Below are 26,120 nucleotides of genomic sequence, written 5' to 3'. Positions count from 1 at the left end.
TGGCCTCGACAGCGACCATGAAGACGCAGACCCGCGAACCGAAAGGCGAACGTCATCGATTGACGGTGCTTTTCTCTGACCTCGTCGGGTCCACCGTTTTGGGCAGAGATATGGAGTCGGAGCACCTTTCCGAACTCCTGAGCCAACTGCGGGAGATCTGGCATCGCGCGGTAGCCAGGCACGAAGGTCGCATCATCAGAACGCAAGGTGACGGCGCGCTCGCCGTGTTCGGCTATCCCAGGTCCGGCGAGGATGACGGTCGTCGTGCCGCGGAAGCTGCAATCGATATTCACCAATGGGTCGAGCAGGTGCGCCACGATGGCGTGTCGCCGGCGCTGATGCCGCTTCGCATGCATTCCGGTATCCATGCCGGCACCCTGCTCCTGACGGAAGGGGACATCGAGTCCGGCCGCTATGACCTGATCGGCGACGTCGTGAACACGGCGGCGCACCTGTCGCGCTACGCCGCCCCTGGCCAGATACTCGCCAGCGTTGATGCCCTGGGGCCGAATGCCAATTTCTTCGAGCTCGGCGAACATCTCCAGACGGTGGGTGCGGGATCCGGAATGCCGCCGGCACGGGTGGTGCTGGGACGAAGCACGGCGACGCGCAGATTTGAGGCGACGTCTCGCCGCGGCCTGACGCCCTTCATTGGCCGCGACGAGATATTCAGCTTTCTGACTGGCTTTCTGCGCGAGACCCAGGCGGCCACGCAACGTTGCGCGATCGTCGTCGGCGGTCCCGGGCTCGGAAAGACGCGCCTGCTGGAAGAAGTGCTGCACCAATTCGGCACCGATCAGTTCAGGCTGCTGCGGGGCAATTGCGAGAGTTATGTCGGTGCCGAAGTCCTGCAGCCATTCCTGCAGATGTTGCGCGGCTGCTTGGGAATACGACCGGACGCTTCCATCGCCGAGGCCGAAGAGACGGCCCGCATCGCTCTGCAGCCATGGGCCGCGCAGCTCGGTCCGCGTGCAGAAACGATCCTCGGGCTGGCGTCGACCGGCGCCGATGCACGCGGCGGCCGGATGACCGTCGATGGCGTGGTCGGTGACCTCCTCGGATTCTTTACGGCCCTGGCTGCGCGGGGCGCGCTGGTGCTGGTGATCGACGACTGGCAGTGGTCCGATGACGCGAGCCGGCAGTTGCTGGAGGCACTGCTGCAATTGCCCAATGGGCCGCGCATCATCCTCGCCAGCCGGCCGCGCGACGACGGCACCGAATGGATTTCCAGCGCGCCGCACATGCCGTTGGAGCCGTTTCAGGGGCCGGAAACCGACCTTGCCGTCAGGCGCTGGGTGCCGCAGGCCGATCCCTTCCTGGTGGCCCGCATTCATGCCTATGCCGGCGGGGTGCCGCTGTTCATCGAAGAGCTGTGCCATTCCGTTGCGGCCAACGATCCTAACTCGTTCGAAATGCGCAGCAAGCAGGGATGGATCGCAACGCTGGTCGCCTCGCGCCTGGCGCGCCTGCCGCCGGATCAAGCGAACGTGGTGCGTGCCGCGGCGGTCATCGGAAACACGGTGCCGAACGGCTTGCTGGTTGCGGCCTGCGGCAGCGAGCCCGACCCGACGACGATGCGGGCATTGGCTGACTCGGATTTTCTCTTTGCCGATCCGGCGGGCGGTGTGCTTCGCTTCAAGCATGGCATCACGCGGGACGCGGTGTACGACACGATCGGCCTGCACGAGCGTCAGGCGTTGCACAAGCGTATCGAAACCACCTTGTTGTCGCGATCCGAGCAGGCCGATCGCGAAGACACGCTGGAAGCCCTCGCTTACCACGCGCGCGGCGCAGGTCGTTGGGAAAGCGCGGCCCATTATGCCGAACGCGCCGGCGACAAGGCCATGGCTGCGTTCGCGCTGGACCGTGCCCGTGTCCAGTATCAGGTCGCCATGGAAGCGCTGGATCGCGTGCCGGACCGCTCGCGCGAGCAATCCCTGCGCTGGTGCTTGCTGACCAACAAGTTAGGTATGGTCACGATATTCGACCCGCTATCGCTGACTGACGATGTCACCGTGTTCGAGCGGGCGGTTGCGATTGCGTGCTCGCTCGGCGACACCGTCGCGATGGTCAGTTCATATGAATGGCTCGGCTGGATGTGCTATGCGTTCGGCCGATTTCGCGCTGGTGTGACACACACAAGGACAGCACTGGAGCTCGCGCGCAAGCTCGGTGACCACCGCCTGATTGCCCACATCGAAGCCACGCTGGGCCAGATTCTCGCCGCAAGCTGCCAGTACGACGAAGCCATCGCCTTGATCGACGCTGCCATCTCGACCAAGCAGCAACGCAGCCGGCGGCACGGCGCCATCTCCATCGGCTCAGCCTACGCGCTGTCGTGCAAGGGCGGCGTCCTGGCGGATCGCGGCGATTTCGACGGCGCTCACGAATGTTTCAGCGAAGCCATGGCCCTGGTCGAAGGCTCGACCCACCCGGTCGTCAATTCGGTGCGCAACTGGATCTCGGTCGCGCTGGTCTGGCAAGGCCGCTGGCAGGAGGCGGAGCGATTAGCCGTCGAAGGCGCACGTGTTGCCGAAAACACGCGCAGCCTGCTGCTGTTGGCGGATTGCCGCGCCGCGTCCGGATTTGCCCGCTGGTCCGCGACCGCCGATGCCGATGGGTTGCAGCAATTGCGCAACGCCGCGCAGTGGATGGAAGCGCGAAACTTCCACTTCTACACGTCGGTTCAATACAGCTGGCTGGTCGAGGCCGCCGCGGCCGATGGCGACGTCGACACGGCACGGCGGTACGCCGCTTATGTCCTGGGCCGCGCGCGTGAAGGCGAACGTGTGGGCGAGGCGATGGCCTGCCGCTCGCTTGCGAGGCTTGCAGCCTTGCGCCGGGAGTTTGGACGAAGCCAGCGCTGGTTGCAGCGTGCCGAGATCTCCGCAGGCTGGCGCGGGTCACTGCGCGATGCAGCCCTGAACCTCGCCCTGCGCGGCGAGCTTCTCGCGGGGCAGGGGCAGGGTGAGGCGGCACGCCAGACCATTACGGAAGCCGCCGAGAAACTGCAGGCGCTCGGCATGCACTGGCATGCGGAGCAGGCGAGCCGGCTCGTCATCGGCACGCCCGTCATCCACGCCGGCGATCAGCTCGGTAGCGGTCAGCATTTTGCTGTCTAGCCAAAGCGCAACGCGATCAGGATGAACCGTCATCGCGCTTTGTATGATTGTCTGGGTATGCGCAAATCCATTCCGCGTCATGCGGCTCTAGGGTGAAGGCGGGCTCGGCGGCGCGGGAACCCTTCCGTTCATCGTCAGGCTCATTGGAATGGGGCCGGCGCGCAAGGGTAGCGGCGTCTCCACCAGTGCGCTGAAGAAACCCAGCATCACTGCCAGTGCCGGGTCTGCTCCGGGACATGAATGCGTGGGATGCCCCTCGACCCTGCGGTTGCCGCCGAAGGCGTGATAGATGTCCTGACGACCTTCGGCGAGACTTTGCTGGGTGGCGGAGACCGCGCCGGCGACGATGACGTCTCCCGGCCTGATCTCGACATCTCCGATGGTGTGCGACACGATGGCTGTCCGCCAGATCAGTTCGGGCACCGCGCGGAGTTGCATGGCCGGGATGAAGTCGTCTCTCAGCCGGTTCAGGGCGTCGGTGTAGTTCTCCGCCACCGTGCCGGCATAGCGAGCGCGCAACGCCCACAGCGTCCCTTCACGCAGCCATTCGTTCAATATCCTGCGCAGGTTTCCGTCGACGGTCGGAATGAAGCCCATCATGGCGCCGGCGATCGTACGCGCCACGAAGGGTATGTCGCCGGTGCCCCGCGGCGAGTTGTAAACCGCCTTCGTGACTGGTCCGTTGGTCGGCCCGAACTGCGTCAGGAAACTTTCCATGGCACTGCGCGCAGCCTCGCCATGTGCCGCGCCGACCGCCTCCACTGTCTTGTTCGGATGAGGCTGGAAGATGTAGCGCGAAGGGGAGAGGAAATGGCCGGGATAACCGGGCGCCTCGCCTGGCTTCCAATCCCAGCGATAGCCGACGCGGCGGAAATACCCCCCGTCTTCGCTCAACCCGAACCACTCTTCGCAGAAGGCGGCGAGCAGCGGATCCACCAGTTCGTGCACGTCGACGGTCAGTTCCCAGCTCGCTTCGCCGTCGTCGGCGGCATAACCAATGGTCTGCTTGACCATGAAGCCCAGCACCTTCTGTGTGACCGCGCGCGCCAGCTCGAATGCGGCGGGTTGGTCGAGGGCCATGATCGCAGCGTTGCAGGCTGCGGATTCCTGCTCGTAGACCTTGTCTGGCTGTCCGGCGTCGCGGCCAAGATAGAGGATGCCGAACGACCGCAGCATGCGGGGAAGATAGCCGGTGATGGTCAGCTTGGTGTCGGAATCGGCAAAGACCTTAGAGACCATGTCGCGGTCGGCCACCAAGACCCCGAAGGGCGTGCGGAGCGCGCCGTAATGGCGCTCGCGGATCGCAGCCCAGATCGACGCGTTGACGAAATGCGAGGCTGAATCCGGATCTTCGAGCGCCGTCTTCCACGCGGCCATCGCCGCGGCTTCACCCTGCCGGCTCTCGATCAGGCGCAGACGCGCGATCTCTTTTTCGCCCTCATCCGCGCTCCACGTCACCGCCGGTTTGCGCCCCTGGCTCGCCGCCCATTGCTGCAGATCGGCAAGCGCCTTTTTCGATGGCGCAAAGAAATACGCGCCCCATTCCAGACGTACGAACGGACGCGGTTCGTCGTGGAGCCGGTCCGAGCCATCCAGCGCGACGCGAACGGTCTGGCCGCCATGCTCGAAACGGAAATGTCGAAGCCGGCCGGGTTCGGCGAGGCCGAGGAAAGGATCGCTTTCCCCGGACGAGGATCCCGAACTGTTGCCGCCGGCCAGCCAGCTCTGCACCACCTCGAACTGCTCGCCGAGGCTGGCATTGTAGGCCATGAAAACCAGGCCGCGCTCTGGCTGCGGGGCGGATTTGGCGGCTTGCGGGTCGACGGGCGGACCGTAGGACATGCCGCGCCTGACGATCCGTGGGGGCCGGGCACCGGCATCCGCCTTGGTGATCGAGACGCGCGGATTGGCGCGCCGTATGTGCGCGTGGAACGGGCACAGTTGGGCCTGCTGATCTGCGTCGTAGTTGAAGTCGTTGTAGCCCTGGTCAGGGGGCGGAGTAGGGGTCAGGGGTTGGCCGGCCTGGGGATGGCCCGTCGGCCAGCGTCCCATCATCTTGGCCATCAGCGTCTCGCGCGTCAGGGCAGGTGCGTCCGGTCCGACCGTCTCGGTCGCCTGTCGCGTAGCGCGGGACAGGACGTCCTCGAGCTGCTCAACATCCTGTCGCAGCTTGCGCAGCGCCATGAAGCTGCCGTCGCGGAGCATCGCGTGAGCACGGTTGGTCGCATCGCCGAGCGGCGCCGTCACGTCGGCGAGGTTCGGGTAGCCGCACAAGATCTCGCCGAGATGCACCCGATTGGAATAGATCTCGCCGGCCTGGTCCTCGTACAGCACCGGGTTCGAACTGCCGTCGGCGAAACCAAAATGGTCCTTCATGTTCTCGGAGGACCCAACACGTTGCCGCTGCATCCACTGGATCGAGAGCGGCCTGACGCCTGGATCCACCTCGACCAGGCGGTTCATTTCGGCCATCAACGGTTTTCTCGCATCCGCCGTCGTTTGCGGGTCCTTGTTCGGGTCCTTGGTCAGCAGGCGAAGCTGAAGGACGGCATGGACGGAGCTCATGCTGATGCGCGCCGCAGGATCGTTTTCGCTCAGGTCCGGCGCGTCGATGCCGCGCGCCCAGTTGCTTGCCGGAAGGCGCCAGCGCTGGGGATGATTCCAGCGCACGTCGCCGAGCAGGCCGGCGCGTCTTTCCATGCCCTGCAAAAACTCTTCCGGCAGTGTGCGGACCTCTGCGTCGGTCAATCCGGCGTGACGCAGCCCCTCGACCGTGAATGCGATGTTGGTGACGATCTGCCCCGGGGTGAGCTTGTCAGCTTCGGACGTCACCTGCAGGACGTTGAGAAACGCAGCCAGTGCCGCTGGATTGGCGAACTGCAGCAGCAGAAGGCAGCCGTGATCCGAAGCGGGGTAGGCGGAGAGAATCCCGCCTTGCACGTTGCTGCGATCCTGCAACGGCGGTTGGGGCGGCAGGACGAGCGGCAGGTTTTGCCTTACCGGCGCCACGTCGGGCGGGGTCAGCAACCAGTTCAGCGCCTCTTCATAGCGCCGGCGGGCGCGCTTGACGCCTTCCGCATAGGCGGGGGCGTTGATCATGGTGACGAATTCCGGCAGCAGCTCGTGGGCGGCCCGATGCAGCACCACCCCGTCATGCGTCCCCGGCGGATAGAAGTCGGCCAGATGGTAGAGCCCCGCCAGCGCTAATATGCCGTGGCGAAAGGCAGGTCGGCCGGCCGCTTCGGGGGTGAGCGGTTTGCTGAATCCGGCATTGGTCGGATCGACGCCGCCCTGGAATATCGAGCCTCGCGCAATCTCTTCCGGCGACGGAACCCTGATCCGCGTGACGATCTGATCGGCGCCGGCGCCCGAGGTGCGCCGATAAACCCGCTCCTCCATCCGCAGGAAGCGCGTGTCATCCACGGTCAGGTCGGGGGTGGCATAGAGGAAATAGGCTTCGGTCTGCATGCTCTTGAGCCAGATGCCCCAGTTTTCGTATGTGCTCTCGTGACCGAGCGGATAGTGATCGGTATTGCAGAAGATGAGGTCGAGCAGCCGCGCGGCCTTCTGCCAGATGACGCGGACATAGGCTTCCCAGGAGCCATCGAATGTCGCGGTCAGCAGCACATAGTCCACGGCGTCCACGGAGTCGTCTTCGGGTTCGAGCACGGCGATGCCCACCGAGTGGATGCGTCCGACGCGGTCCACGGAGTCGGACAGCACGCGGGCGAGCTCGTATTCATATGCGTTGGCGCGTCCGCCATTCAGCGCCCGCAACACGTATTTGACGCGCGTCTTGTACGTGGTCGCATCCAGGGACGGCACGAACCCCTTCTTGATCGGAGCCATCACCCTGAAATCCGATGTGCCGGCCATGCTGCCGGTCTTGATGGTCAAATCACGACGCATCTTTTTGCCTCCCTGGCGGTTGGCGGCTGAACCTCGGCGTGTTTCAGCCTGTAATACTGCTTTTGCGTGCTATTCTTCGGAATGCAATTCGAGTCGGAATGTCGAAGGCTTTTGGTCGCAATGGTCACGGGAGCTAGCTTCGGCGTCGGCCACAACCTGCACGGCTGATCGACCGATGACGTCGCTCAACTCTGCCGGTTCCCCATGCTTGCTTCTATGAACTGGCCCACAATTCCCGACCTTTCCTTCGGCGGCGCGCCGAACAGTCCCGCGAGCCCGACAGCCTCTGCCGCATCGGGACTCCTTAGCGGTCCAGGACCAACGAGCGCTGGGGAGGGCGCCTCACCTCGGATCAAGCCGATCTGCGACGCCGCGCTGTCTCGGTCCGGGCCGAGCCTTCCCGGCAATCAATCGCGCGAGTCCAGCCATTGCACGCGCCGCGCCCACGATCCGCTCCGCATGTCGCGATCCAGCTCCGCATGTGGTTGGGCGGCGAGCTGCTGGGACCACCAGCGGGTATGCCTCGACCTGGCGGTCTGGATGGCCGCACGCAGCGCCAGCCGCGCAGACGGGGCAGGTCCTGCGAGCGCCCGGAAGCTCTACGAACACGCAAGGAGGCTGCCGCCGCCCGGATCTGCACCACCATATCCACAATTCGCATAAGGTATATTATGGAATATCTTTATATACAATTGGATCAGATATTTAGACAGAATTCCTGCCACCGCACCTTCGCTTCAGCGTCATTTCCGGCCCGGCGTTCCACCATCGTCCCAGCTATTGACGGCTACTGTGCATGGGGTTGTTTTCGCATTTTTTGTCAGGCCCCATGTGGCGAAAGCCGATATTGCCGTGGCGTTGTCCGGCTGCAATAAGCGAGCTTCGCGAGATCGCAGATGACCTTCTGACGTGACGTCCGTATAGGTTTGCATCTCAGAACAAAAACAATCCTTCCGAGGAAGCAGACCCATGAGCTTTTCCCGACGCACGCTTCTCAAGGCCTCCGCCGCGACCGCGGTCCTGGGCAGCATTGGCGCGCCCCATGTGGCCCGCGCCCAGAGCGCCGAGTTCACCTACAAATATGCCAACAACCTGCCGGACACCCATCCGCTGAACGTGCGCGCCAAGGAGATGGCGGCAGCGATCAAGAGCGAGACCAACGGCAAGTTCGATCTCCAGATCTTCCCGAACAACCAACTCGGCTCCGATACCGACATGCTGAGCCAGATCCGCTCCGGCGGCGTCGAGTTCTTCACTTTGTCGGGCCTGATCCTGTCGACCCTGGTGCCGGCGGCCTCCATCAACGGCATCGGCTTTGCGTTCCCGGACTACGACACTGTCTGGAAGGCCATGGACGGCGACCTCGGCGCCCATGTCCGCGGCGAGATCAAGAAGGCCGGCCTCGAGGTCATGGACAAGATCTGGGACAACGGCTTCCGCCAGACCACATCCTCGACGAGGCCGATCACCGGTCCTGACGATCTCAAGGGCTTCAAGATCCGCGTCCCGGTGTCGCCGCTGTGGACCTCGATGTTCAAGGCGTTCGACGCCGCGCCCGCCTCGATCAATTTCAGCGAGGTCTATTCGGCGCTGCAGACCAAGATCGTCGAGGGCCAGGAGAACCCGCTGGCGATCATCTCGACCGCCAAGCTCTACGAGGTGCAGAAGTACTGCTCGCTGACCAATCACATGTGGGACGGCTTCTGGTTCCTGGCCAACCGCCGCGCCTGGAACGCGTTGCCGGAGGACGTGCGCACCATCGTCGCCAAGAACATCAACGCCGCCGCCGTCAAGGAGCGCGAGGACACCGCCAAGCTCAATGCCAATCTGCAGCAGGAGCTCGCAGGCAAAGGCCTGGCCTTCAACCAGCCCACTGTCGCGCCGTTCCGCGACAAGCTGCGCTCGGCCGGATTCTATGCCGAGTGGAAGGGTAAATATGGCGACCAGGCCTGGGACCTTCTGGAAAAGGCCGTCGGCAAGCTGTCGTAACGCGTTGGGGCCGTCATGGCTCATATCGAGGTCGAGGTGATCGAAGTGGCGGGCGAGGCGGCTGTACAGTCCCCTCGCCGATCCTCTCTGCTGGCCTCGACGGAGCGCGCCCTCGGCCTTCTGGTCGAAATCCCGGCGGCCATTCTGGTGGTCGCCGAGATCGTGATCCTGTTCGCGGGCGTAGTCGCGCGCTACGGCCTGCACCGGCCGCTGATCTGGTCGGACGAGCTCGCCTCGATCCTGTTCCTGTGGCTGGCCATGCTGGGCGCGGCGGTCGCATTCCGCCGCTCCGAGCACATGCGCATGACGGCCGTCGTCGCGAGCGCCGGCCCCGCGATGCGTGCCTATCTCGACGTCGTCGCGACCTGCGCGGCGCTGGCGTTCCTGGCGATGATCGTCTGGCCGTCCTGGGACTACGCCTACGAGGAAAGCTTCATCACCACGCCGGCGCTCCAGATCTCGAACATGTGGCGCGCCGCGGCGCTGCCGGCCGGCATCTGCCTGATGGCGGCGTTCGCGCTGCTCCGGCTGCTGCGCGCCGCCGACTACCGGATGGTGCTTGCGGCCGTGATCTCGGTTGCCGTGGTGGTCGGCCTGTTCTGGCTGGCGCAGCCTTACTTGCGGCCGCTCGGCAATATCAACCTCGTCATCTTCTTCGTCGGCGTCGCCGGCTTCTGCGTCTTTGCCGGCGTTCCCATTGCGTTCGGCTTTGGCCTCGCGATCTTCGGCTATCTGGCGCTGACCACGCGCACGCCGGTGATGGTGCTGGTCGGGCGCATGGACGAGGGCATGAGCCACCTCATCCTGCTCTCGGTGCCGCTGTTCGTGTTCTTAGGGTTGCTGATCGAGATGACCGGCATGGCGCGGGCCATGGTGGCGTTCCTGGCGAGCCTGCTCGGCCATGTCCGCGGCGGCCTGCATTACGTCCTTGTCGGCGCCATGTACCTGGTCTCCGGCATATCCGGCGCCAAGGCTGCCGACATGGCCGCGGTCGCGCCCGTTCTGTTTCCGGAGATGAAGCAGCGCGGCGCCAAGCCCGGCGATCTCGTCGCGCTGCTCGCGGCAACCGGCGCCCAGACCGAGACCATTCCGCCGAGCCTTGTGCTGATCACGATCGGCTCGGTCACCGGCGTCTCGATCGCGGCGCTGTTTACCGGCGGCCTGCTGCCCGGCGTCGTGCTCGCAATCACGCTCTGCATGCTGGTGTGGTGGCGATACCGCCACGAGGACATGAGCCACGTCCGCCGCGCCACGGGGAGCGAGATCGGCAAGACCTTCGTCGTCGCCCTGCCCGCGCTCGCGCTGCCCTTCGTGATCCGCTACGCCGTGGTCGAGGGCATCGCGACAGCGACCGAGGTCTCCACCATCGGCATCGTCTATGGCGCCCTGGTCGGCCTGCTCGTGTACCGCCGCTTCGACTGGCGACGGCTGTTTCCGATGCTGGTCGAGACCGCGGCATTATCCGGCGCCATCCTCCTGATCATCGGCACGGCCACCGGCATGGCCTGGGGCCTGACGCAATCCGGCTTCTCGCGTTCGCTGGCATCCGCCATGACGGGATTGCCGGGCGGGCCTGCGACCTTCATCGCCGTGTCCATCCTGGCCTTCACCATCCTCGGCAGCGTGCTGGAGGGCATTCCGGCGATCGTGCTGTTCGGCCCGCTGCTGTTTCCGATCGCCCGCGCCGTCGGCGTGCACGAGGTGCACTATGCGATGGTGATCATTCTGGCCATGGGTATCGGGCTATTCGCCCCGCCCTTCGGCGTCGGCTATTATGCCGCCTGCGCCATCGGACGCGTCGATCCGGCCGAAGGCATCAGGCCGATCTGGGGCTATCTGCTGGCGCTGCTCGTGGGATTGATCATCGTTGCAATCTTCCCCTGGATCTCGATCGGATTTCTTTGACGCGGTTTAAGGAGGGTGTCGATGAGTGAGCGGCAGAACCCGTACAATATCGGCCTCGACAAGACTCCCGCCAACTACGTGCCGCTGAGCCCGCTGAGTTTCCTCGCGCGGAGCGCGGCGGTCTATCCCGATCACGTCAGCACGGTCTATGAAGGCCGCAGCTTCACCTGGACGCAGACCTACGAGCGCTGCCGGCGCTTTGCGTCGTATCTCGCCGGCAAGGGCATCGGCGTCGGCGATACCGTGGCGGCGATGCTGCCGAACATCCCCGCCATGAACGAGGCGCACTTTGCAGTGCCGATGACCGGCGCCGTGCTCAACGCACTCAACATCCGCCTCGATGCGCCCTCGATCGCGTTTCAGCTCCATCATGGCGGCGCGAAAATCATCCTTGTCGATCCAGAATTTTCCGGCGTGATCACCGATGCGCTGGCGCAGATGAGCGGGCCAAAGCCATTCGTGATCGATGTCGACGATGCCGCCTTCAAGGGCGGCAAGCGCATCGGCGAGATCGAGTACGAGGCCGCCGTCGCGCAAGGCGATCCCGGCTTCGCCGCGATCACGCCGAATGACGAATGGGATGCGATCGCGCTGAGCTACACCTCGGGCACGACGGGCAATCCCAAGGGCGTCGTCACCCATCACCGCGGCGCGTATTTGAACGCCGTCAGCAACATCCTCGCCGGCAATCTCGGCCAGCATCCGGTCTATCTCTGGACGCTGCCGATGTTCCATTGCAACGGCTGGTGCTTCCCCTGGACCATCGCGGCCGCGGCCGGCATCAATGTCTGCCTGCGCAAGGTCGAGCCGACCAAGATCTTCGAGCTGATCAAGCAGCACGGCGTCACCCACATGTGCGGCGCGCCGATCGTCTACAATACGCTGATCAACGCACCCGATGCGCCCAAGGAAACGTCAACCGGCAATGCCGTCCGCCGTGTCGTCGGCCTGATCGCCGGCGCCGCACCGCCGGTGGCGGTGCTGGAAGGTGCGGAAAACATCGGCATCAAGCTGACCCATGTCTACGGCCTGACCGAGGTCTACGGTCCCGCCTCCGTCTGCGCCGAGCAGCCAGGCTGGGACGAGCTTCCCGCGCCCGAGCGCGCAAGCATGAAGCGGCGGCAGGGCGTTCCCTACCCACTCGAGGAAGCCGTCACCGTCATCAATCCGCAGACCATGCAAGAGGTGCCGCGCGACGGCGAGACCATCGGCGAGGTCATGTTCCGCGGCAACATTGTGATGAAGGGCTATTTGAAGAACGAGAAGGCAACGATGGAAGCCTTCGCCGGCGGCTGGTTTCACACCGGCGATCTCGGCGTGCTCGACGAGCACGGCTATGTCATCATCAAGGACCGCTCCAAGGACATCATCATCTCCGGCGGCGAGAACATTTCTTCGGTCGAGGTCGAGGACATCCTCTACAAGCATCCCGCCGTATTGTTCGCCGCCGTGGTCGCCAAGCCCGATCCGAAATGGGGCGAGGTGCCCTGCGCCTTCGTCGAGCTGAAGGACGGCGCCAGCGCGAGCGAAGCCGAGATCATCGCCTTCTGCCGTTCGCATATGAGCGGCTTCAAGACGCCGAAGGCGGTCGTGTTCGGCCCAATCCCAAAGACGTCGACGGGCAAGATCCAGAAATTCCTGCTGCGCAACGAAGTAGGCTCTGCCAAGGCGATCTCGGCTTGATTTGCCAGCCTCGCGGGATTCCCGTGAAACTCCGGACATCGCGGGAAAAGATTTGAAAAACATGCCGCTCCCCCTTTAGGGTTCCATCGCTTTTGGGGTCGCCGAATCTTGAACGGCGCACCGCGCGGTCGGTCGCCGGCGCGGTTGGGGCGCTTCATGCGATTGATCACGCGCGCAGCCGCATCCTTGCGGCTCGCACCGCTATTGATGATTGGATTGTTGTCGGGCACCGCGAATGTTCGCGCCGCCGCGACGACGCCTGCCAGCGCCTCCCCGGCGCCCCAGAGCGTAACTGCCCCAGCTCCGACCCAGACCAGTGCGGCGGCCGTCGTCCCGGCGCCATCGTCACAGATTTCCACGGCAACGAGCGTGAGTGCCGCAGTGACCAGTCCGGCCCCCGCTGCCTCAACCACGTCCGGCAGCGCGGCGAGCGGCAGCGGCACGAGCTCGCCCGCGTCCGCGCCCACGACAGCGACCAGTCAGCAGAGCTCTGTCACAACGCCAATCGCGACCACCCCGACCGTCACCGCAAACGCTGGCGCCAGCGCGGCGCTGGCGGCCGGCGGTCCGCTGGCACTGTCGCAGGCCGAGACCGCGCAGGCGACGTTCCAGGCGATGACACAGTTCACACAGACCCTGCTCGACCCTGCGATCGAAGGTCGTGGATCCGGCGCGACACCCGCCCTGACCGGTCAGGCGCTCGATGCCTATGCGATGGCCCCGTCAGATCGAACGCGCGGCGGGGTTGGACGCGATGTGTATGAAGCCTTCTATGGCAAGATGAGTCCCACCGGCTCGTCCCACACGCCGCGTTGGAACGTCTGGGCCTCGGGGTTCGGCGGCTCGCAAGTCTCGAGCAGCAATGCGGCGCCGGGCTCCAGCTCTTCGAGCCGCATCTTTGCAACCGTGGTCGGCGCTGATTATTCGCTGTCGCCGCAAACGCGACTGGGTTTTGCAATGGCGGGTGGCGGCACCAATTTCAGCGGCAGCAGCGGAAGCGGCCGATCCGACCTGTTCCAGGCCGGCGCGTTTGCCCGCCATGAGTCGGGCGGGCTTATGTCTCGACCGCGCTGGCCTATGGCTGGCAGGCGATGACCAGCGATCACCCGGGCATCGAGCAGCTCAATGCCGCCTTCAATGGCAACGCATATTCTGCCGGCATCGAGAGCGGCTATCGCTTCGCCACACCCTGGCTCGGTGTGACCGCCTATGCCGCAGCCCAATTCATGACCTTCAACCTGCCGACCGTCGCGGCGCAGCCTGCCTCCGCGGCGAATGCGCTCGCCACGGCTTTCGGCAGCGATCGCATCAACGATAGCCGGAGCGAGCTGGGCTTTCGCACCAGCACGTCCCTCGCGATGCGCGACGGCACCGTGAATCTGCGCGCACGTGTGGCCTGGGCGCATGATTTCACTGCTGCAGACACAATGCCGGCTGCTCTTCAGGCGCTGCCAGGACTGGGCTACGTCGCCAGCGGCGCGGCGCTGGCGCCGAATTCGGCGCTCGCCGGCGGCACGATCGAATTGAAATGGCTGAACGGCTGGGCTGCGGCCGCCACCTTCGACGGCGAACTCTCGAGCCAGGTGCGATCTTACACCGGCAAAGCCACCATGCGCTACGCCTGGTAGATATCCCGGCAGTTTCCGCCGCAGCATCCGTCACATTCACCCTGGTTACATCGACGTCGAAGCGCGGAGCGACGCGGATCGTGTATTGCGGCTCATCTCGAAACCGACCGCGCATATTCGAAGATATCGGGACACATCAGGAAAAGATTGGAAAACGTTAGAGACACATTTACGATTCAGCTTCGTCGGATTCGCTGCTGTCAGCTGATTCGCCGCGCGGGCTGCGCGGCCGGCGTCCGGCGCGGTTGGGGCGCTTCATGCGGTTTGTGTCTTGAGCGCAGACGTGCGTGCGCGTCTGGCGCTGCTGCTATTGACGGCCGGATTGCTGCTCCGCGCACGGCGGACGCGCAGACCACGCGCGAGTTCGGCGCGTTCGGGGGCGCCGAGAATTTCGGTCCCCCTGGTCCGACCGCGCCCGGCAACGGTTTCAATAATTTCGGCGGCATGAATGGCCCCATGTTCGGCGGCCCGCCGGCGTCCGGTTTTGGCGGAGCGCCGTTCGGCAACGGCAATGGCGGCGGCATGCCACCGAACTACGGCTGGAACAGCGAGCCGCCGGGACTTGCCGGTACGGCACGGTTCGGCATGCGGCATGCCTTCGGCGGCAGCTCCGACAGCGCTGCGCGCGGCGAGACGGCGCAGGCCACCTTCCTGGCCATGACGCAGTTCACGCTCGCCCTGCTCGATCCCGCCCTCGATGGCCGCCGCATCGGCCCGGCCGAATTGGACGCTGAGCTGGCGGCCTACGCCGATATCGGAAACGACCGGACGCATGGTGGTATCGGACGCGAGGCCTATGGGGCGATCTACGGCAGGCCAGCGCTCGCGGCTCCGCACTGGAGCGTCTGGGCTGCGGGTTTCGGCGGCTCGCAGGTATCGACCGGCGGCGCCGGATCGGCCAGCCGCAGTTTTGGGACCGTGGCCGGAGCCGATTATTCGCTCTCGCCGCAGACACGGATGGGCTTCGCGTTGGCCGGAGGCGGCACCGGCTTCGCCAACAATTTTTCGAGCGGCAGCTCCGATCTGTTTCAGGCCGGCGCGTTCGTCCGGCACAGCGTCGGATCGGCCTATGTTGCCACAGGCCTCGCCTACGGCTGGCAAGCCATCACCAACGATCATCCGGTGACGCCGGCCGGCTCCGGACAGTTCGCCGCCGCGATCAACGCCAACGCTTATTCCGGCCGCGTCGAAGGCGGCTACCGTCTTGCCACGCCCTGGCTCGGCATCACGCCCTATGCGGCGGCGCAGGTCACCACCTTCCGCCTGCCCTCCTCGAGCGGGACGCACCCGCCCGAGGCAGCCAACGCATTTTCGACCGGCCCCGGCAGCGACAGCTTCACCGACAGCCGCACCGAACTCGGCCTGCGCACGAGCGCGCAGCTTGCGTTGCCGGGAACCGTGGTGAGCCTGCGCGGGCGGCTCGCCTGGGCGCATGATTTCAGCGCAGGTCAATCGATCCCGGCGGCGCTCCTGTCCCTGCCTGGTCCGGGCGTTACCGCGAGCGGTGCGGCCTTGGCCCCGAACGCAGCGCTCACCGGCCTTGCGCTCGAGCTGCGCGCCGTGAACGGATGGTCCGCCTCGGCAAGCTTCGACAGCGAAGTGTCGAGCCTGACGCGTGCCTACACGGGCAAGGCCGCGCTGCGTTACGCCTGGTAGGCCGCGTCCGGCGCTCAGCGCGTCTCCAGCCGCAGCCCGTCATAGGCCGGCACCACGCCGGCAGGCAGCGATTGCCTGATCACCTCGTAGTCGACGTCGGCCGTCATATTGGTGATGACCGCGCGCTTCGGCCTAAAGCGTTCGATCCAGGACAGCGCGTCGTTGATGCTGAAATGGCTGACATGGCTGGTGTAGCGCAGGCCGTCGACGATCCACAGGTCGAGATTTTCCAGCGCGCCCCAGCTCTCGCGCGGGATGTCATTGAGGTCCGGCGTGTAGGCGGCATCGCCGATGCGGTAGCCGAGCGCAGGAATGGCGCCGTGCTGCACCAGGAAGGCCGTCATCGTCACGGCGCCACCCTTCCCCAGGATGGTCTGGCTCTCGCCCGCCTCGATCGAATGCCGGGTCAGGATGGGCGGATAGTCGCTGCCCTCCGGCGAGATGAAGCAATAGGAGAACCGCGCCATGATGTCCTTGGCGGTCGACAGGTTGAAGTAGGTCGGAATCCGCCGTCGCATGTGCATCACGACCGAGCGCAGATCGTCCATGCCGTGGGTCTGGTCGGCGTGCTCGTGGGTCAGGAACACCGCGTCGATGTGGTCGACATTGGTCGAGAGCAGTTGCTCCCGCAGATCCGGCGAAGTGTCGATCACGATCCGCGTGGTGCCATGCTCGGATTTCCGTTCGACCAGCAGCGAGCAGCGGCGGCGGCGGTTCTTCGGATTGTTGGGATCGCAGGCGCCCCAACCGAGGGCCGGGCGCGGCACGCCGGCGGAGGAGCCGCAGCCCAGGATCGTCAGCGTCAGCGTCATGCGGCTTCCAGTCTCAAGCTTTCACCTTGGAGAACAGGCGGAAGAAGTTTTCGCTTGTTTGACGTGAGATCTCATCGAATGACACGCCGCGCGTCGCGGCGAGCACTTTGGCGACCTCGACCACATAGGCCGGCTCGTTGCGCTTGCCTCGAAACTTGCCCGGCGCAAGATAGGGCGAGTCTGTTTCAACCAGAATACGGTCAGCCGGCAGCTCGGCCGCAAGCGCACGCAAGGCCTCCGACTTCTTGAAGGTCAGGATGCCCGTGAAGCCGATATAGAGACCCAGCGACACCGCCTTCAGCGCCAGCTCGCGTCCGCCGGTGTAACAATGCAGCACCGCGCGAAACGATCCACGCGCCACCTCCTCTTCCAGGATGCGCGCGCAATCCGCATCGGCCTCGCGGGTGTGGATCACCAGCGGCAAGCCGGTGGCGCGCGCCGCGGCGATATGGGCACGAAAGCCCCTCGCCTGCGCTTCCGGCGAGCCATTGTCGTAGAAATAGTCGAGCCCGGCCTCACCGAGCGCGACGACCTTGGGGTGCTGTGTCAGCGCGACCAGCTCGTCCGGCGTGATGCCGTCTTCCTCATCCGCGTTGTGCGGATGGGTGCCGACCGAGCAGTAGACATCGTCGTAGCGCTCGGCGATGGCGAGAAGCTGGTTGAGCTTCTTCACCCGGGTCGAGATCGTGACCATGCGCGAGAGGCCGGCCGCACGCGCGCGCGACACGATCCCGTCGAGATCTTCCGCAAAGTCCGGAAAATCCAGATGGCAATGACTGTCGACCAGCATCGAACGAACGCCTTATGCTGCCGGCTCGATGTAGCGCGGGAACGCCGGCGTCGGCGCTGGCAGCGTCGAACCGGGCGCGATGCGCTTCGCACCACCGAGCATGGCGAAGTTGCGCTCGCCTTCGGGGATACCGAGGCTGTCGAGCAGCTTGCTAGATGCAGTCGGCATTGCCGGCTGGGCCAGGATCGCGATCTGGCGCACGACCTCGGCGGTGACATAGAGCACCGTCTTCTGCCTGGCCGGGTCGGTCTTGGCGAGCGCCCACGGCGCCTCGCCCGCGAAATAGCGGTTGGCCTCCGCGACCACGGCCCACACGGCGTTGAGCCAGTGATGGATCTGCTGCGTCGCCATCGCCTCACGCGATGCGGCGATCATGCCGTCCGCCATCGCCAGGATCGCCTTGTCGTTGTCGCCGAACTCGCCCGGCTCCGGCAGCACGCCGCCGAGCTGCTTTGCGATCATCGACAGCGAGCGCTGCGCAAGGTTGCCGAGATCGTTGGCGAGGTCGGCATTGATGCGGGCGACGATGGCCTCGTGGTTGTAGTTGCCGTCCTGTCCGAACGGCACCTCGCGCAGGAAGAAATAGCGCATCTGGTCGACGCCGTACTGGTCGGCGAGGTTGAAGGGGTCGACGACGTTGCCGACCGACTTCGACATCTTCTCGCCCCTGTTGAACAGGAAGCCGTGGGCATAGACCCGCTTCGGCACGGGAATGCCGGCCGAGATCAGGAACGCCGGCCAGTACACGGCGTGGAAGCGGATGATGTCCTTGCCGATGATGTGCACATCGGCCGGCCAGTAGCGCCAGTTCCCGTCGCTCTCGTCGGGAAAGCCGATGCCGGTGATGTAGTTGGTGAGCGCGTCGACCCAGACATACATCACGTGCTCCTCGTCGCCGGGCACCTTGACGCCCCAGTCGAACGTGGTGCGCGAGATCGAGAGATCGCGCAGACCGCCCTTGACGAAGCTCACCACCTCGTTGCGGCGCGAGTCCGGGCCGATGAAGTCGGGATTGTCCGTGTACAGCTTCAGGAGCTTGTCCTGATAGGCCGACAGGCGGAAGAAGTAACTCTTCTCCTCGACCCACTCGACCGGCGTGCCCTGCGGACCGAGGCGCACGCCGTCGTCGTTCAGGCGCGTCTCGTCCTCGGCGTAATAGGCTTCATCGCGTACCGAGTACCAGCCGGAATAGGTATCGGCATAGATGTCGCCGTTCGCCTCCATGCGCCGCCAGATCTCCTGGGTCGAGCGATGGTGCTGCTCCTCGGTGGTGCGGATGAAGCGGTCGAACGACACGTTCAGTCGCTCGTCCATCTCCTTGAAGCGGCCAGCATTGCGAGTCGCGAGCGCGGCAGGCGTCAGGCCTTCGTTCTGCGCGGTCTGGACCATCTTCAAGCCGTGCTCGTCGGTGCCGGTCAGGAAGAACACGTCCTTGCCGTCGAGCCGCGCAAAGCGCGCCAGAACGTCGGTGGCGATTGCTTCATATGCGTGGCCGATATGCGGGCTGCCGTTGGGATAGGCGATCGCGGTCGTGATGTAGAAGACGTTGTCGCGCGCGGGGGCGGCGACGGGTGCGGCGGCTTGCGGAGTTGCGACGGGCTTCGGCGCAGGCGGCGCCTTCGGCTTCGACACCTTTGGCTTCGAGACCTTGGGCGTCTCGGCCTTCGGGGGCGCAGCCACAGGAGCCGGCGCGGCGGCAGCGGCAGGCGCAGTCACCTTGACCTTCTTAGCTGCATTCTTCGCCGGAGACTTGGCTGGCTTTCCGGCCGCCTTCTTCACTGCCTTCTTAACGACGACCTGTTTCTTCGCAGCCTTCTTTGCCTTCTTTGCCGTCTTTGCAGCGCTCTTCTTCACGCCCTTCTTGACCGCCTTCTTGGCGGCAGCCTTCCTGGTCTTCTTGACCTTCTTGGCGGCTTTGCGCGCGAGCGCCTTCACGGCCTTCTTTGCGGCTTTCTTGGCAGCCTTCTTTTTGCTGCCCTTGCCCTTAGCTGTTTTCTTAGCTCGCGTTGCCACGATGAATTCCTTTGCCGGCTTCTCAAAAATTTGGAAACGAACCTGCGTTAGGTTGTTTTCTTGAGCACGATCCTCTCGGAAAACCGCTCCACACTTTTCCCGATCGTGCTCTAGCGCGTTGCGTCCGCCAGCCAGCCGAACACCGAGAAAACCAAGGGTTTTCGTTCCAGATTATAGGTTTCGGTGTCGCGCGCGGCGCGGACGATCTTTTCCCATACCTCAGCTAGGCGCGCAAGGCGCGGCAGGTTCTGGTTGGCATTGGCTTCGTCCGCATGCAGACGTTCCGCGATCCAGCGGTCGATGCCGTCGATGAAGGCCGCGAGCGCGACGCGGTCGCTGGTGCCGAGCGAATCGCCGAGCGTGTGCAGTTCGCGCGGATCGACCTGCGGCAGTCGCGCCAGCAGCGCCGCCGTGCGCTGCTGGAGTTTCAGCGCGTCGCCCCCAAGCAGCGTCAGGGCGCGCGCGACACTGCCTTCGGAGGCCTCCGCGGCCTCGCGCAGCGCCAGATCGGTCGGAGCAAGGTCGGCGGCTGCGGCCGCAGCAGCAATCACCTCGTCCGTTCCGAGCGGCCGCAGGCGCAACTTGCGGCAGCGCGACTGGATGGTGGCGAGTACGCGCGCAGGCGCGTGGCTCACCAGAAGAAACAGCGATTGCTGCGGCGGTTCCTCCAGGATCTTCAGCAGTGCGTTGGCCGCATTCGGATTGAGCTCGTCGACGGTGTCAACGATGCAGACGCGCCAGCCTTCCGCCGCAGCGGTCGAGCCGAAGAAGCCGATCGTCTCGCGCGTCTCGTCGACGGTGATCACCGTGCGCATCACACCGCGGTCGTTGGCGGTGCGCTCCAGCGTCAGCAGCCCGCCATGCGAGCCGGCCGCGACCTGCCGCGCCACGCCGTCATCGGGATCGATCGCGAGGCTTTCGGCGCTCTGCACGGCAGGTGAAAGCGGCTGGCCGTGCGCCAGCACGAAACGCGCCATGCGATAGGCCAGTGTCGCCTTGCCGATGCCCTGCGGCCCACCGATCAGCCAGGCGTGCGGAATCCGGCCGCTGCGATAGGCCGTCAGCAGCGCCGTCTCGGCCTCGCGATGGCCGAATAGCATCGATGTCTCGCGCGGATGCGGAATGGCGGTCTCACGCTCGGCCTGACGCGGGCTCATGCTGAGATCACCGAGGCGGTCGTGGGAAGGAGACGCTCGCGTACCGCGGTCCATACGCGTCCTGCGACGGTGTCGGGATCGGAATCGGCGTCGATCAGCACACAGCGCGCGGGCTCTTCCGCGGCGATCTTGCAATAGGCTTCACGCAGGCCCTGATGAAAGCTGAGCTTCTCGCTCTCGAACCGGTCGGGCGTGCCGGCGCCGCGGCGGACGGCGGCACGCTGGAGGCCGATCTCGACCGGCAGGTCGAGGATGACAGTGAGATCCGGCTTGAGATCGCCGATCGTGACCCGCTGCATCGCGTTGATCAGACCGATCGGGACGTTGCCGAGACTGCCCTGATAGGCCCGTGTCGAATCGGCAAAACGGTCGCAGAGCACCCAGGCGCCCTGGTTCAGCGCGGGCTGGATCACGGTGCGGACATGATCGTCGCGCGCGGCGGCAAACAGCAGCGTCTCGGCCTCGGGCCCGAGCAGCTTGCCCATCCCCGACAGCACCAGATGACGCATGATCTCGGCGCCCGGCGATCCCCCCGGCTCGCGCGTGACGAGGATGCGCATCCGTGCCGCCTTGAGGCGGTCGGCAAGCTTCTTGATCTGGGTCGACTTGCCCGTCCCCTCGCCGCCTTCAAAGGTGATGAAGCGTCCGCGTCCGGACGGTCGCTGTACCGCATTGTCACTCATGATCAGAGCTTCTCGGCGCCCGCGCGGAACATGCCGATCACGAGCTCGCTGGCGCCGTCGATCGCGCGCCGCATGGTCGAGCCGGTGCCGATCGCTTCGCCTGCATAGACCGGCGTCTCCACCGCGATGTTGCCGCTGCGCCAGACCCTGACCACGCCGACCTGCTGACCGGCCTCGACCGGCGCCCGCACCGGCCCCTTATACACGACGCGCGCGATCAGCTTGTCGCTGCCGTTCTTGTGAACCATCACCTTCACGGGCGTCTTGGCGACCAGCTTCACCGAACGGCTCTCGCCGCCGAAGACTTTTGCGTATCCGACCGGTTGATCGGCCGCGATCAGGGTGCGGGTCTCGAAATTGCGAAAGCCCCATTCCAGCATCTTCTTGGCTTCGGTGGCGCGATCCTCGGGGTCTTCCAGCCCGTTGACGACGACGATCAGCCGGGTGCCGTTCTGCACCGCCGAGCCGACCATGCCGTAGCCGCCCTCCTTGGTGTAGCCGGTCTTGAGGCCATCGGCGCCTTCCATCGAATTGAGCAGCGGATTGCGGTTGGGCTGGCGGATCTTGTTCCAGGTGTACTCCTTCTCGCCGAACAGTTTGTAGAACTCCGGAAAGTCCAGGATGATGTGCCGGGCGAGGATGCCGAGCTCCCGCACCGTCATCTTGTTGGCGGGGTCGGGCAGACCGTTGGAATTGCCGAAGGTCGACTTCGTCATGCCGAGTTCGCGGGCGCGCTTGGTCATGAAGTCGGCGGCGAAGATCCGCTCGTTTCCGGCCATGCCTTCGGCCAGCGCGATGCAGGCGTCATTGCCGCTCTGGATGATCGCGCCATGCAGGAGATCGTCGACCGAGACCTTGCTGTTGATGGCGGCGAACATGGTCGAGCCGCCGGAGGGCGCGCCGCCCCTGCGCCAGGCATTCTCGCTGATCCGGTACTCGTCGGTCAGCTTCATGTCGCCCTTCTTGATGGCGTTGAACACGACCTCGGCCGTCATCAGCTTCATCATGCTGGACGGCGCGCGCAGCTCGTCGGCGTTCTTCTCGAACAGCACGCTGCCGCTGGAGGCCTCGATCAGGATCGCGGTGGGCGCATCGCCGTCGAAACCGGCGTCTTCCGCCTTCTTGGCGCCCTGGACGCTCTGGTTGGCCGCATAGAGAGTCCCGCCCCAGCCGATCCCCGCCACCAGAACGGCAGCGATCAGCCCGCGCGCCATCGCTCCGGCGGTGAACCGGGTGCGACGGAGCGAAAAAAGACGAAATGCCATGGCGAAGCCCTGAGAGCGGCGTTCTAACAGCTGGAACCGGTGCGAACAACACGAGGCTGGCGCCCGCGCCCGAGTTTGCATGATTCTCGTCACGACCCTATCGTGACACCTTATATTTATCGACCAAACCCCTGAAACAAGGCGGAAAAGCGATGTCCTCCACCCGCATGATCAAGGCCAACGGGATCGACCTGTACATCCGCGAAGCCGGTCAGGGTCCGCTGGTCGTGCTCTGCCACGGCTGGCCGGAACTGTCCTACTCCTGGCGCCACCAGATCCCGGCGTTGGCGGACGCCGGGTTTCACGTCGTCGCCCCCGACATGCGCGGCTACGGCCAGAGCGCGGCGCCGGCCGACGTGAACGCCTACTCGATCTTCGACACCGTCGGTGACGTCGTCGGCCTCGTGCAGGCGCTCGGCGAGAGCAAGGCCATGGTGGTCGGCCACGATTGGGGCGCGCCGGTGGCCTGGCATGCGGCGCTGTTTCGGCCCGACATCTTCACGGCGGTGGCAGGCCTGAGCGTGCCGCCGCCGTTCCGCGGCCGTGGCAAGCCGCTCGACCTGCTGCGCGAGGGCGGCGTGACCAACTTCTACTGGCAGTATTTCCAGGCGCCGGGCGTCGCCGAGGCCGAACTCGAGCGAGACGTTGCTCGCACCATGCGCATCGTGCTCGGCGGACGCGGCCTCGCCGATCCCACTGCCGCCATGTTCGTGCAGGAGGGCAAGGGCTTTCTCGGCCACGCGACCGCCGGAGAGCCGCTGCCCGCCTGGCTCAGCGAGGCTGACCTCGCCTATTTCACCGAGGCCTTCCGCAAGTGCGGCTTCCGCGGCGGGCTGAACTGGTATCGCAACCTCGACCGAAACTGGGAGCTGACGGCGCCCTGGCAGAATGCACAGATCCACCAGCCGTCCCTCTTCATTGCCGGTTCGAAAGACGCCGTCATCACCGGGCTGATCGGGGCCAAGCGCGTCAACGAGCTCGAGCGCGTGCTCCCCAATCTCAAGCGGAAGCTGATCATCGAGGGCGCCGGCCATTGGGTGCAGCAGGAGCGGCCCGAAGAGGTGAATGCGGCGCTGGCAGGCTTCCTGCGCGAGGCGGCGGCGCGCTGAAGCATGATCCGGAAAAGTGCGAAGCGGTTTCGCACTTTAGGCCGCGAGATCCTTCCGCATCGCGACGTGTGCGGCGCCCACTGGTCCGGTGTCGGCAAATCCTTGCCGCTGGTAGAACCGGCGCGCAGCTTGGTTGCCTGCGAGCACCGTGAGCGTCAGCGCCGGGACGCCCTGCCTCCGCGCGCCCGTTCCGAGAGCCTCGACGATCTTCGTCCCGGCACCTCGACCGCAATCGGCCGGCAGCAGCGCAATGTCGATGATGTGCCAGCGCTCGCGCGCGCAATGAAGCAGCAGCCGGCCGATCGCGGCCCTGTCTCGCGTGACGATCAGTGAAATCGCGCCTGGAAATTGCGCGGCGTACCCGGCCATCTGGCTGCGGAACTGTTGCGCAATGATCTGCCTGACGATCGGTCCGGACAAGCCCGTTGCGGTAAATTGGGCTGTCCTCACCTCCTCGAACAGATGCCGGATGAACGGCGCGTCGATCGGGCTATCGGACCGAATCCGCAGAGCCGGATCGTCCGGGGCGATGTCGAGCGAGATTCCGTCGATCATACCGTCACGCAGCGCCGCGCCGTTCAGGAACTGCCGAAGGACGGAAAGATTCCCGCATAGGCGATACACCAGATGATGGCCTGGGTCGGCTGCATGTTGTCGTGGGGGAGCCCCTGCCCGGTCAGCGTGACGGCATTGGCCGCCAAGGTGAGGTTGCCGGGCGGAGCGATGAAGCCATTGAACTGGGGATCGATCGCAACCATGTTCGCCGACGTTCCGGGACCCGGGACGGCGTTCGTTGCGTTGCCAGCGCCGAGTTGCAGGGCGTGCGTGTGGATCGCCATCTCGCCCGAGATCAGGTTGACCGTCGGACTGCCGACGACCTCGCCGATGTCGTAGTTCTGCAATCCCGGACCCTGGCCCTGGCTGATCGCGATCGAACCGTTCAGATTCGGCAGCGCGAAATTGGTCGTGCCATTGCCGCCGTAATAAGTACCGATCAGCGAAAATAGCGGGCTGTAACCCTGAATTGGCATGAGCTGGCCAAAGCATGGCAGCCAGGCATAGTTGAATCCGCTTGTGGCAAACTGAAACGTAAAGGCCTGTATTTCGCCAATATACGGATCTGACATGGTGTCTCCTCGAGACTGAATACGGAGCCGGCGCAGGCTAGCCGGGCGAAGGGAAGATGCCGTCGTTGCAGATGCAGTAGTTGGCAACGACGGTCGGCATCATGTTGTTGTGCCCGATGCTGTTGCCCGCCGGGGTGACGCAGGCGGCCATCGTCGCGTAGGGCGCTGCGTTCGCAACGGGCGCGTAGAGATTGCCCGTTGATGCAGTGGCAAGATGGACCGTCTGTCCGGGCGCAGACGTCTCTCCCGTCCCTGTCGAGGACATCAGGGCATGACTGTGGGTCGGCATTTCGCCTTCGACCAGCGTATGCGTTTCCTCTCCTCCGATCTGGCCCAGCACATAGAACGGGAAGCCTTGCCCCTGTCCCTGTCCGATCGGAACGCGGCCGCGAAGATCGGGAAGATTGAAGGTATTGACGCCATCGCCGCCATAGGTGGTGCCGATCACGGTGTAGAGCGCCTGATATTGCGAAATCGACATCGCCTGACCATTGCACGCGAACCAGCCAGTGGGCACCCGCGGAAAGCCGAACAACCTGATCTCGCCAACAAACGGATCTGACATTGCTTCTGATCCTCTGCCCGGGCGCCCCGATACGATCGGGGAATGCGCCAGTCTTCGAAATTGATGTGAAAAGAATTCGGCCGCGAAAGTGTCGCTGTGCAGCCGCCTAGTTTCGTGTCGGATAAATTCCCTGCGTCGCGATCAGATAGCTGATGGCGAGATAGGGCTGCATGTTGTTGTGCGGCTGGCCTCCGCCTTCGTTCACCAGATTGGTGCCGGACGCCAATGGCGTGTCCCCGCTCCCGGCTGTTCCAAAAATCTTCTTCGGATTATCGGATGGGAGCGTGTTCGTGCCGAAGATGTTGCCGGCAGCCGGAGCACCGCGTCCACTTCCCTGCGTCGCAATCACCTGGATCAGATGGTTGTGAGCGGGCAATTGAGGCGCGGTGAGCGTGACCGACATCGATCCGCCGATCATACCCAGGGGATATTGGCCGCTACCGCCTGACGAGCCGAGGATGGCGCGGCCCCGAAGATCCGGAAGCCCGAAGGTTCGCACGCCGTCACCGCCGTAATACGTGCCGAGCAGCGAGAACAGCGCCTGATTGGTTGGGATGGCTAGCAACGCACCGTTGCATTGCGCCCAGCCTCTGGGAACGATGGCGCCCGCAAAAGGCATGATCTGGCCGATAACTGGCTGGTACGGCATGACCCCTCCCCAAAAAAAGATCAGGCGTCCCGTCGTGTCGCGATGCGACGACGACAGC

17 protein-coding genes and 1 pseudogene are annotated in these 26,120 nt (G+C 64.9%); 7 read left to right on the top strand and 11 right to left on the bottom strand.

The genetic code is table 11. The features are described from left to right. The first annotated feature begins 17 nt into the window (after positions 1 to 17). The gene (locus XH79_RS18255; RefSeq protein ID WP_271582510.1) at positions 18 to 3,122 is read left to right on the top strand and encodes an ATP-binding protein; all 3,105 of its coding nucleotides are present in this window, start codon (positions 18 to 20) and stop codon (positions 3,120 to 3,122) included. An 87-nt stretch (positions 3,123 to 3,209) separates the two neighbouring features. Here XH79_RS18255 and XH79_RS18250 read toward each other — a convergent pair whose 3' ends face one another. After that, positions 3,210 to 7,031, bottom strand: a complete 3,822-nt coding sequence (locus XH79_RS18250; protein ID WP_212336478.1) for a Dyp-type peroxidase domain-containing protein — start codon at positions 7,029 to 7,031, stop codon at positions 3,210 to 3,212. 969 nt (positions 7,032 to 8,000) lie between these two features. Between XH79_RS18250 and XH79_RS18245 the strand changes: the two genes are divergently transcribed. The 5 genes and pseudogenes from XH79_RS18245 (at position 8,001) to XH79_RS18220 (ending at position 15,892) form a co-directional block, all read left to right on the top strand. Beyond that, the gene (locus XH79_RS18245; protein WP_212336476.1) at positions 8,001 to 9,020 is read left to right on the top strand and encodes a TRAP transporter substrate-binding protein; all 1,020 of its coding nucleotides are present in this window, start codon (positions 8,001 to 8,003) and stop codon (positions 9,018 to 9,020) included. A gap of 15 nt (positions 9,021 to 9,035) precedes the next feature. Continuing rightward, a complete protein-coding gene (locus tag XH79_RS18240; RefSeq protein WP_271582509.1) occupies positions 9,036 to 10,925 on the top strand; it encodes a TRAP transporter large permease in 1,890 nt (629 codons plus the stop codon). Positions 10,926 to 10,946: 21 nt separating this feature from the next. Then, complete coding sequence (locus XH79_RS18235) at positions 10,947 to 12,608, top strand: acyl-CoA synthetase (protein WP_271582508.1); 1,662 nt, start codon at positions 10,947 to 10,949, stop codon at positions 12,606 to 12,608. A gap of 156 nt (positions 12,609 to 12,764) precedes the next feature. After that, a pseudogene (locus XH79_RS43290) lies at positions 12,765 to 14,236 on the top strand (autotransporter outer membrane beta-barrel domain-containing protein). Positions 14,237 to 14,692: 456 nt separating this feature from the next. Then, positions 14,693 to 15,892 carry an autotransporter outer membrane beta-barrel domain-containing protein gene (locus XH79_RS18220; protein ID WP_271582505.1) on the top strand — a complete coding sequence of 400 codons (1,200 nt, stop codon included), beginning with the start codon at positions 14,693 to 14,695 and terminating at the stop codon, positions 15,890 to 15,892. Positions 15,893 to 15,906: 14 nt separating this feature from the next. Here XH79_RS18220 and XH79_RS18215 read toward each other — a convergent pair whose 3' ends face one another. The 6 genes from XH79_RS18215 to XH79_RS18190 form a co-directional block, all read right to left on the bottom strand. Further along, positions 15,907 to 16,704, bottom strand: a complete 798-nt coding sequence (locus XH79_RS18215; protein WP_212336466.1) for an MBL fold metallo-hydrolase — start codon at positions 16,702 to 16,704, stop codon at positions 15,907 to 15,909. A gap of 13 nt (positions 16,705 to 16,717) precedes the next feature. Then, a complete protein-coding gene (locus tag XH79_RS18210) occupies positions 16,718 to 17,494 on the bottom strand; it encodes a TatD family hydrolase (RefSeq protein ID WP_271582504.1) in 777 nt (258 codons plus the stop codon). A 12-nt stretch (positions 17,495 to 17,506) separates the two neighbouring features. Then, entirely contained in the window at positions 17,507 to 19,507 is a 2,001-nt protein-coding gene (gene metG, locus XH79_RS18205) for a methionine--tRNA ligase (protein ID WP_271582503.1), read from the bottom strand. Between the two features lie 110 nt (positions 19,508 to 19,617). Continuing rightward, a complete protein-coding gene (locus XH79_RS18200; RefSeq protein WP_271582502.1) occupies positions 19,618 to 20,664 on the bottom strand; it encodes a DNA polymerase III subunit delta' in 1,047 nt (348 codons plus the stop codon). Beyond that, positions 20,661 to 21,347 (bottom strand): dTMP kinase, encoded by a 687-nt coding sequence (gene tmk, locus XH79_RS18195; protein WP_271582501.1) that lies wholly within the window; start codon positions 21,345 to 21,347, stop codon positions 20,661 to 20,663. Before tmk ends, XH79_RS18200 begins: the two co-directional genes overlap by 4 nt. A 2-nt stretch (positions 21,348 to 21,349) precedes the next feature. Then, a complete protein-coding gene (locus tag XH79_RS18190; RefSeq protein ID WP_271582500.1) occupies positions 21,350 to 22,612 on the bottom strand; it encodes a D-alanyl-D-alanine carboxypeptidase family protein in 1,263 nt (420 codons plus the stop codon). Positions 22,613 to 22,764: 152 nt separating this feature from the next. Here XH79_RS18190 and XH79_RS18185 point away from each other — a divergent pair, with 152 nt between their 5' ends. Beyond that, complete coding sequence (locus XH79_RS18185; protein WP_271582499.1) at positions 22,765 to 23,721, top strand: alpha/beta fold hydrolase; 957 nt, start codon at positions 22,765 to 22,767, stop codon at positions 23,719 to 23,721. A 36-nt stretch (positions 23,722 to 23,757) separates the two neighbouring features. Here XH79_RS18185 and XH79_RS18180 read toward each other — a convergent pair whose 3' ends face one another. From XH79_RS18180 to XH79_RS18165, 4 genes are all read right to left on the bottom strand, one after another. After that, a complete protein-coding gene (locus XH79_RS18180) occupies positions 23,758 to 24,276 on the bottom strand; it encodes a GNAT family N-acetyltransferase (protein WP_271582498.1) in 519 nt (172 codons plus the stop codon). Positions 24,277 to 24,299: 23 nt separating this feature from the next. Next, positions 24,300 to 24,848, bottom strand: a complete 549-nt coding sequence (locus XH79_RS18175; protein WP_212336450.1) for a phage tail protein — start codon at positions 24,846 to 24,848, stop codon at positions 24,300 to 24,302. Positions 24,849 to 24,885: 37 nt separating this feature from the next. Next, positions 24,886 to 25,413 (bottom strand): phage tail protein, encoded by a 528-nt coding sequence (locus XH79_RS18170; protein ID WP_271582497.1) that lies wholly within the window; start codon positions 25,411 to 25,413, stop codon positions 24,886 to 24,888. A 106-nt stretch (positions 25,414 to 25,519) separates the two neighbouring features. Next, positions 25,520 to 26,062 carry a phage tail protein gene (locus XH79_RS18165; protein WP_212336446.1) on the bottom strand — a complete coding sequence of 181 codons (543 nt, stop codon included), beginning with the start codon at positions 26,060 to 26,062 and terminating at the stop codon, positions 25,520 to 25,522. Between the last annotated feature and the right edge of the window lie 58 nt (positions 26,063 to 26,120).

The organism is Bradyrhizobium sp. CCBAU 45389, from assembly GCF_028128625.1.
GTDB classification, from domain to species: Bacteria; Pseudomonadota; Alphaproteobacteria; order Rhizobiales; family Xanthobacteraceae; genus Bradyrhizobium; species Bradyrhizobium liaoningense_B.
This window is presented reverse-complemented; position numbering and strand designations above follow the sequence as displayed.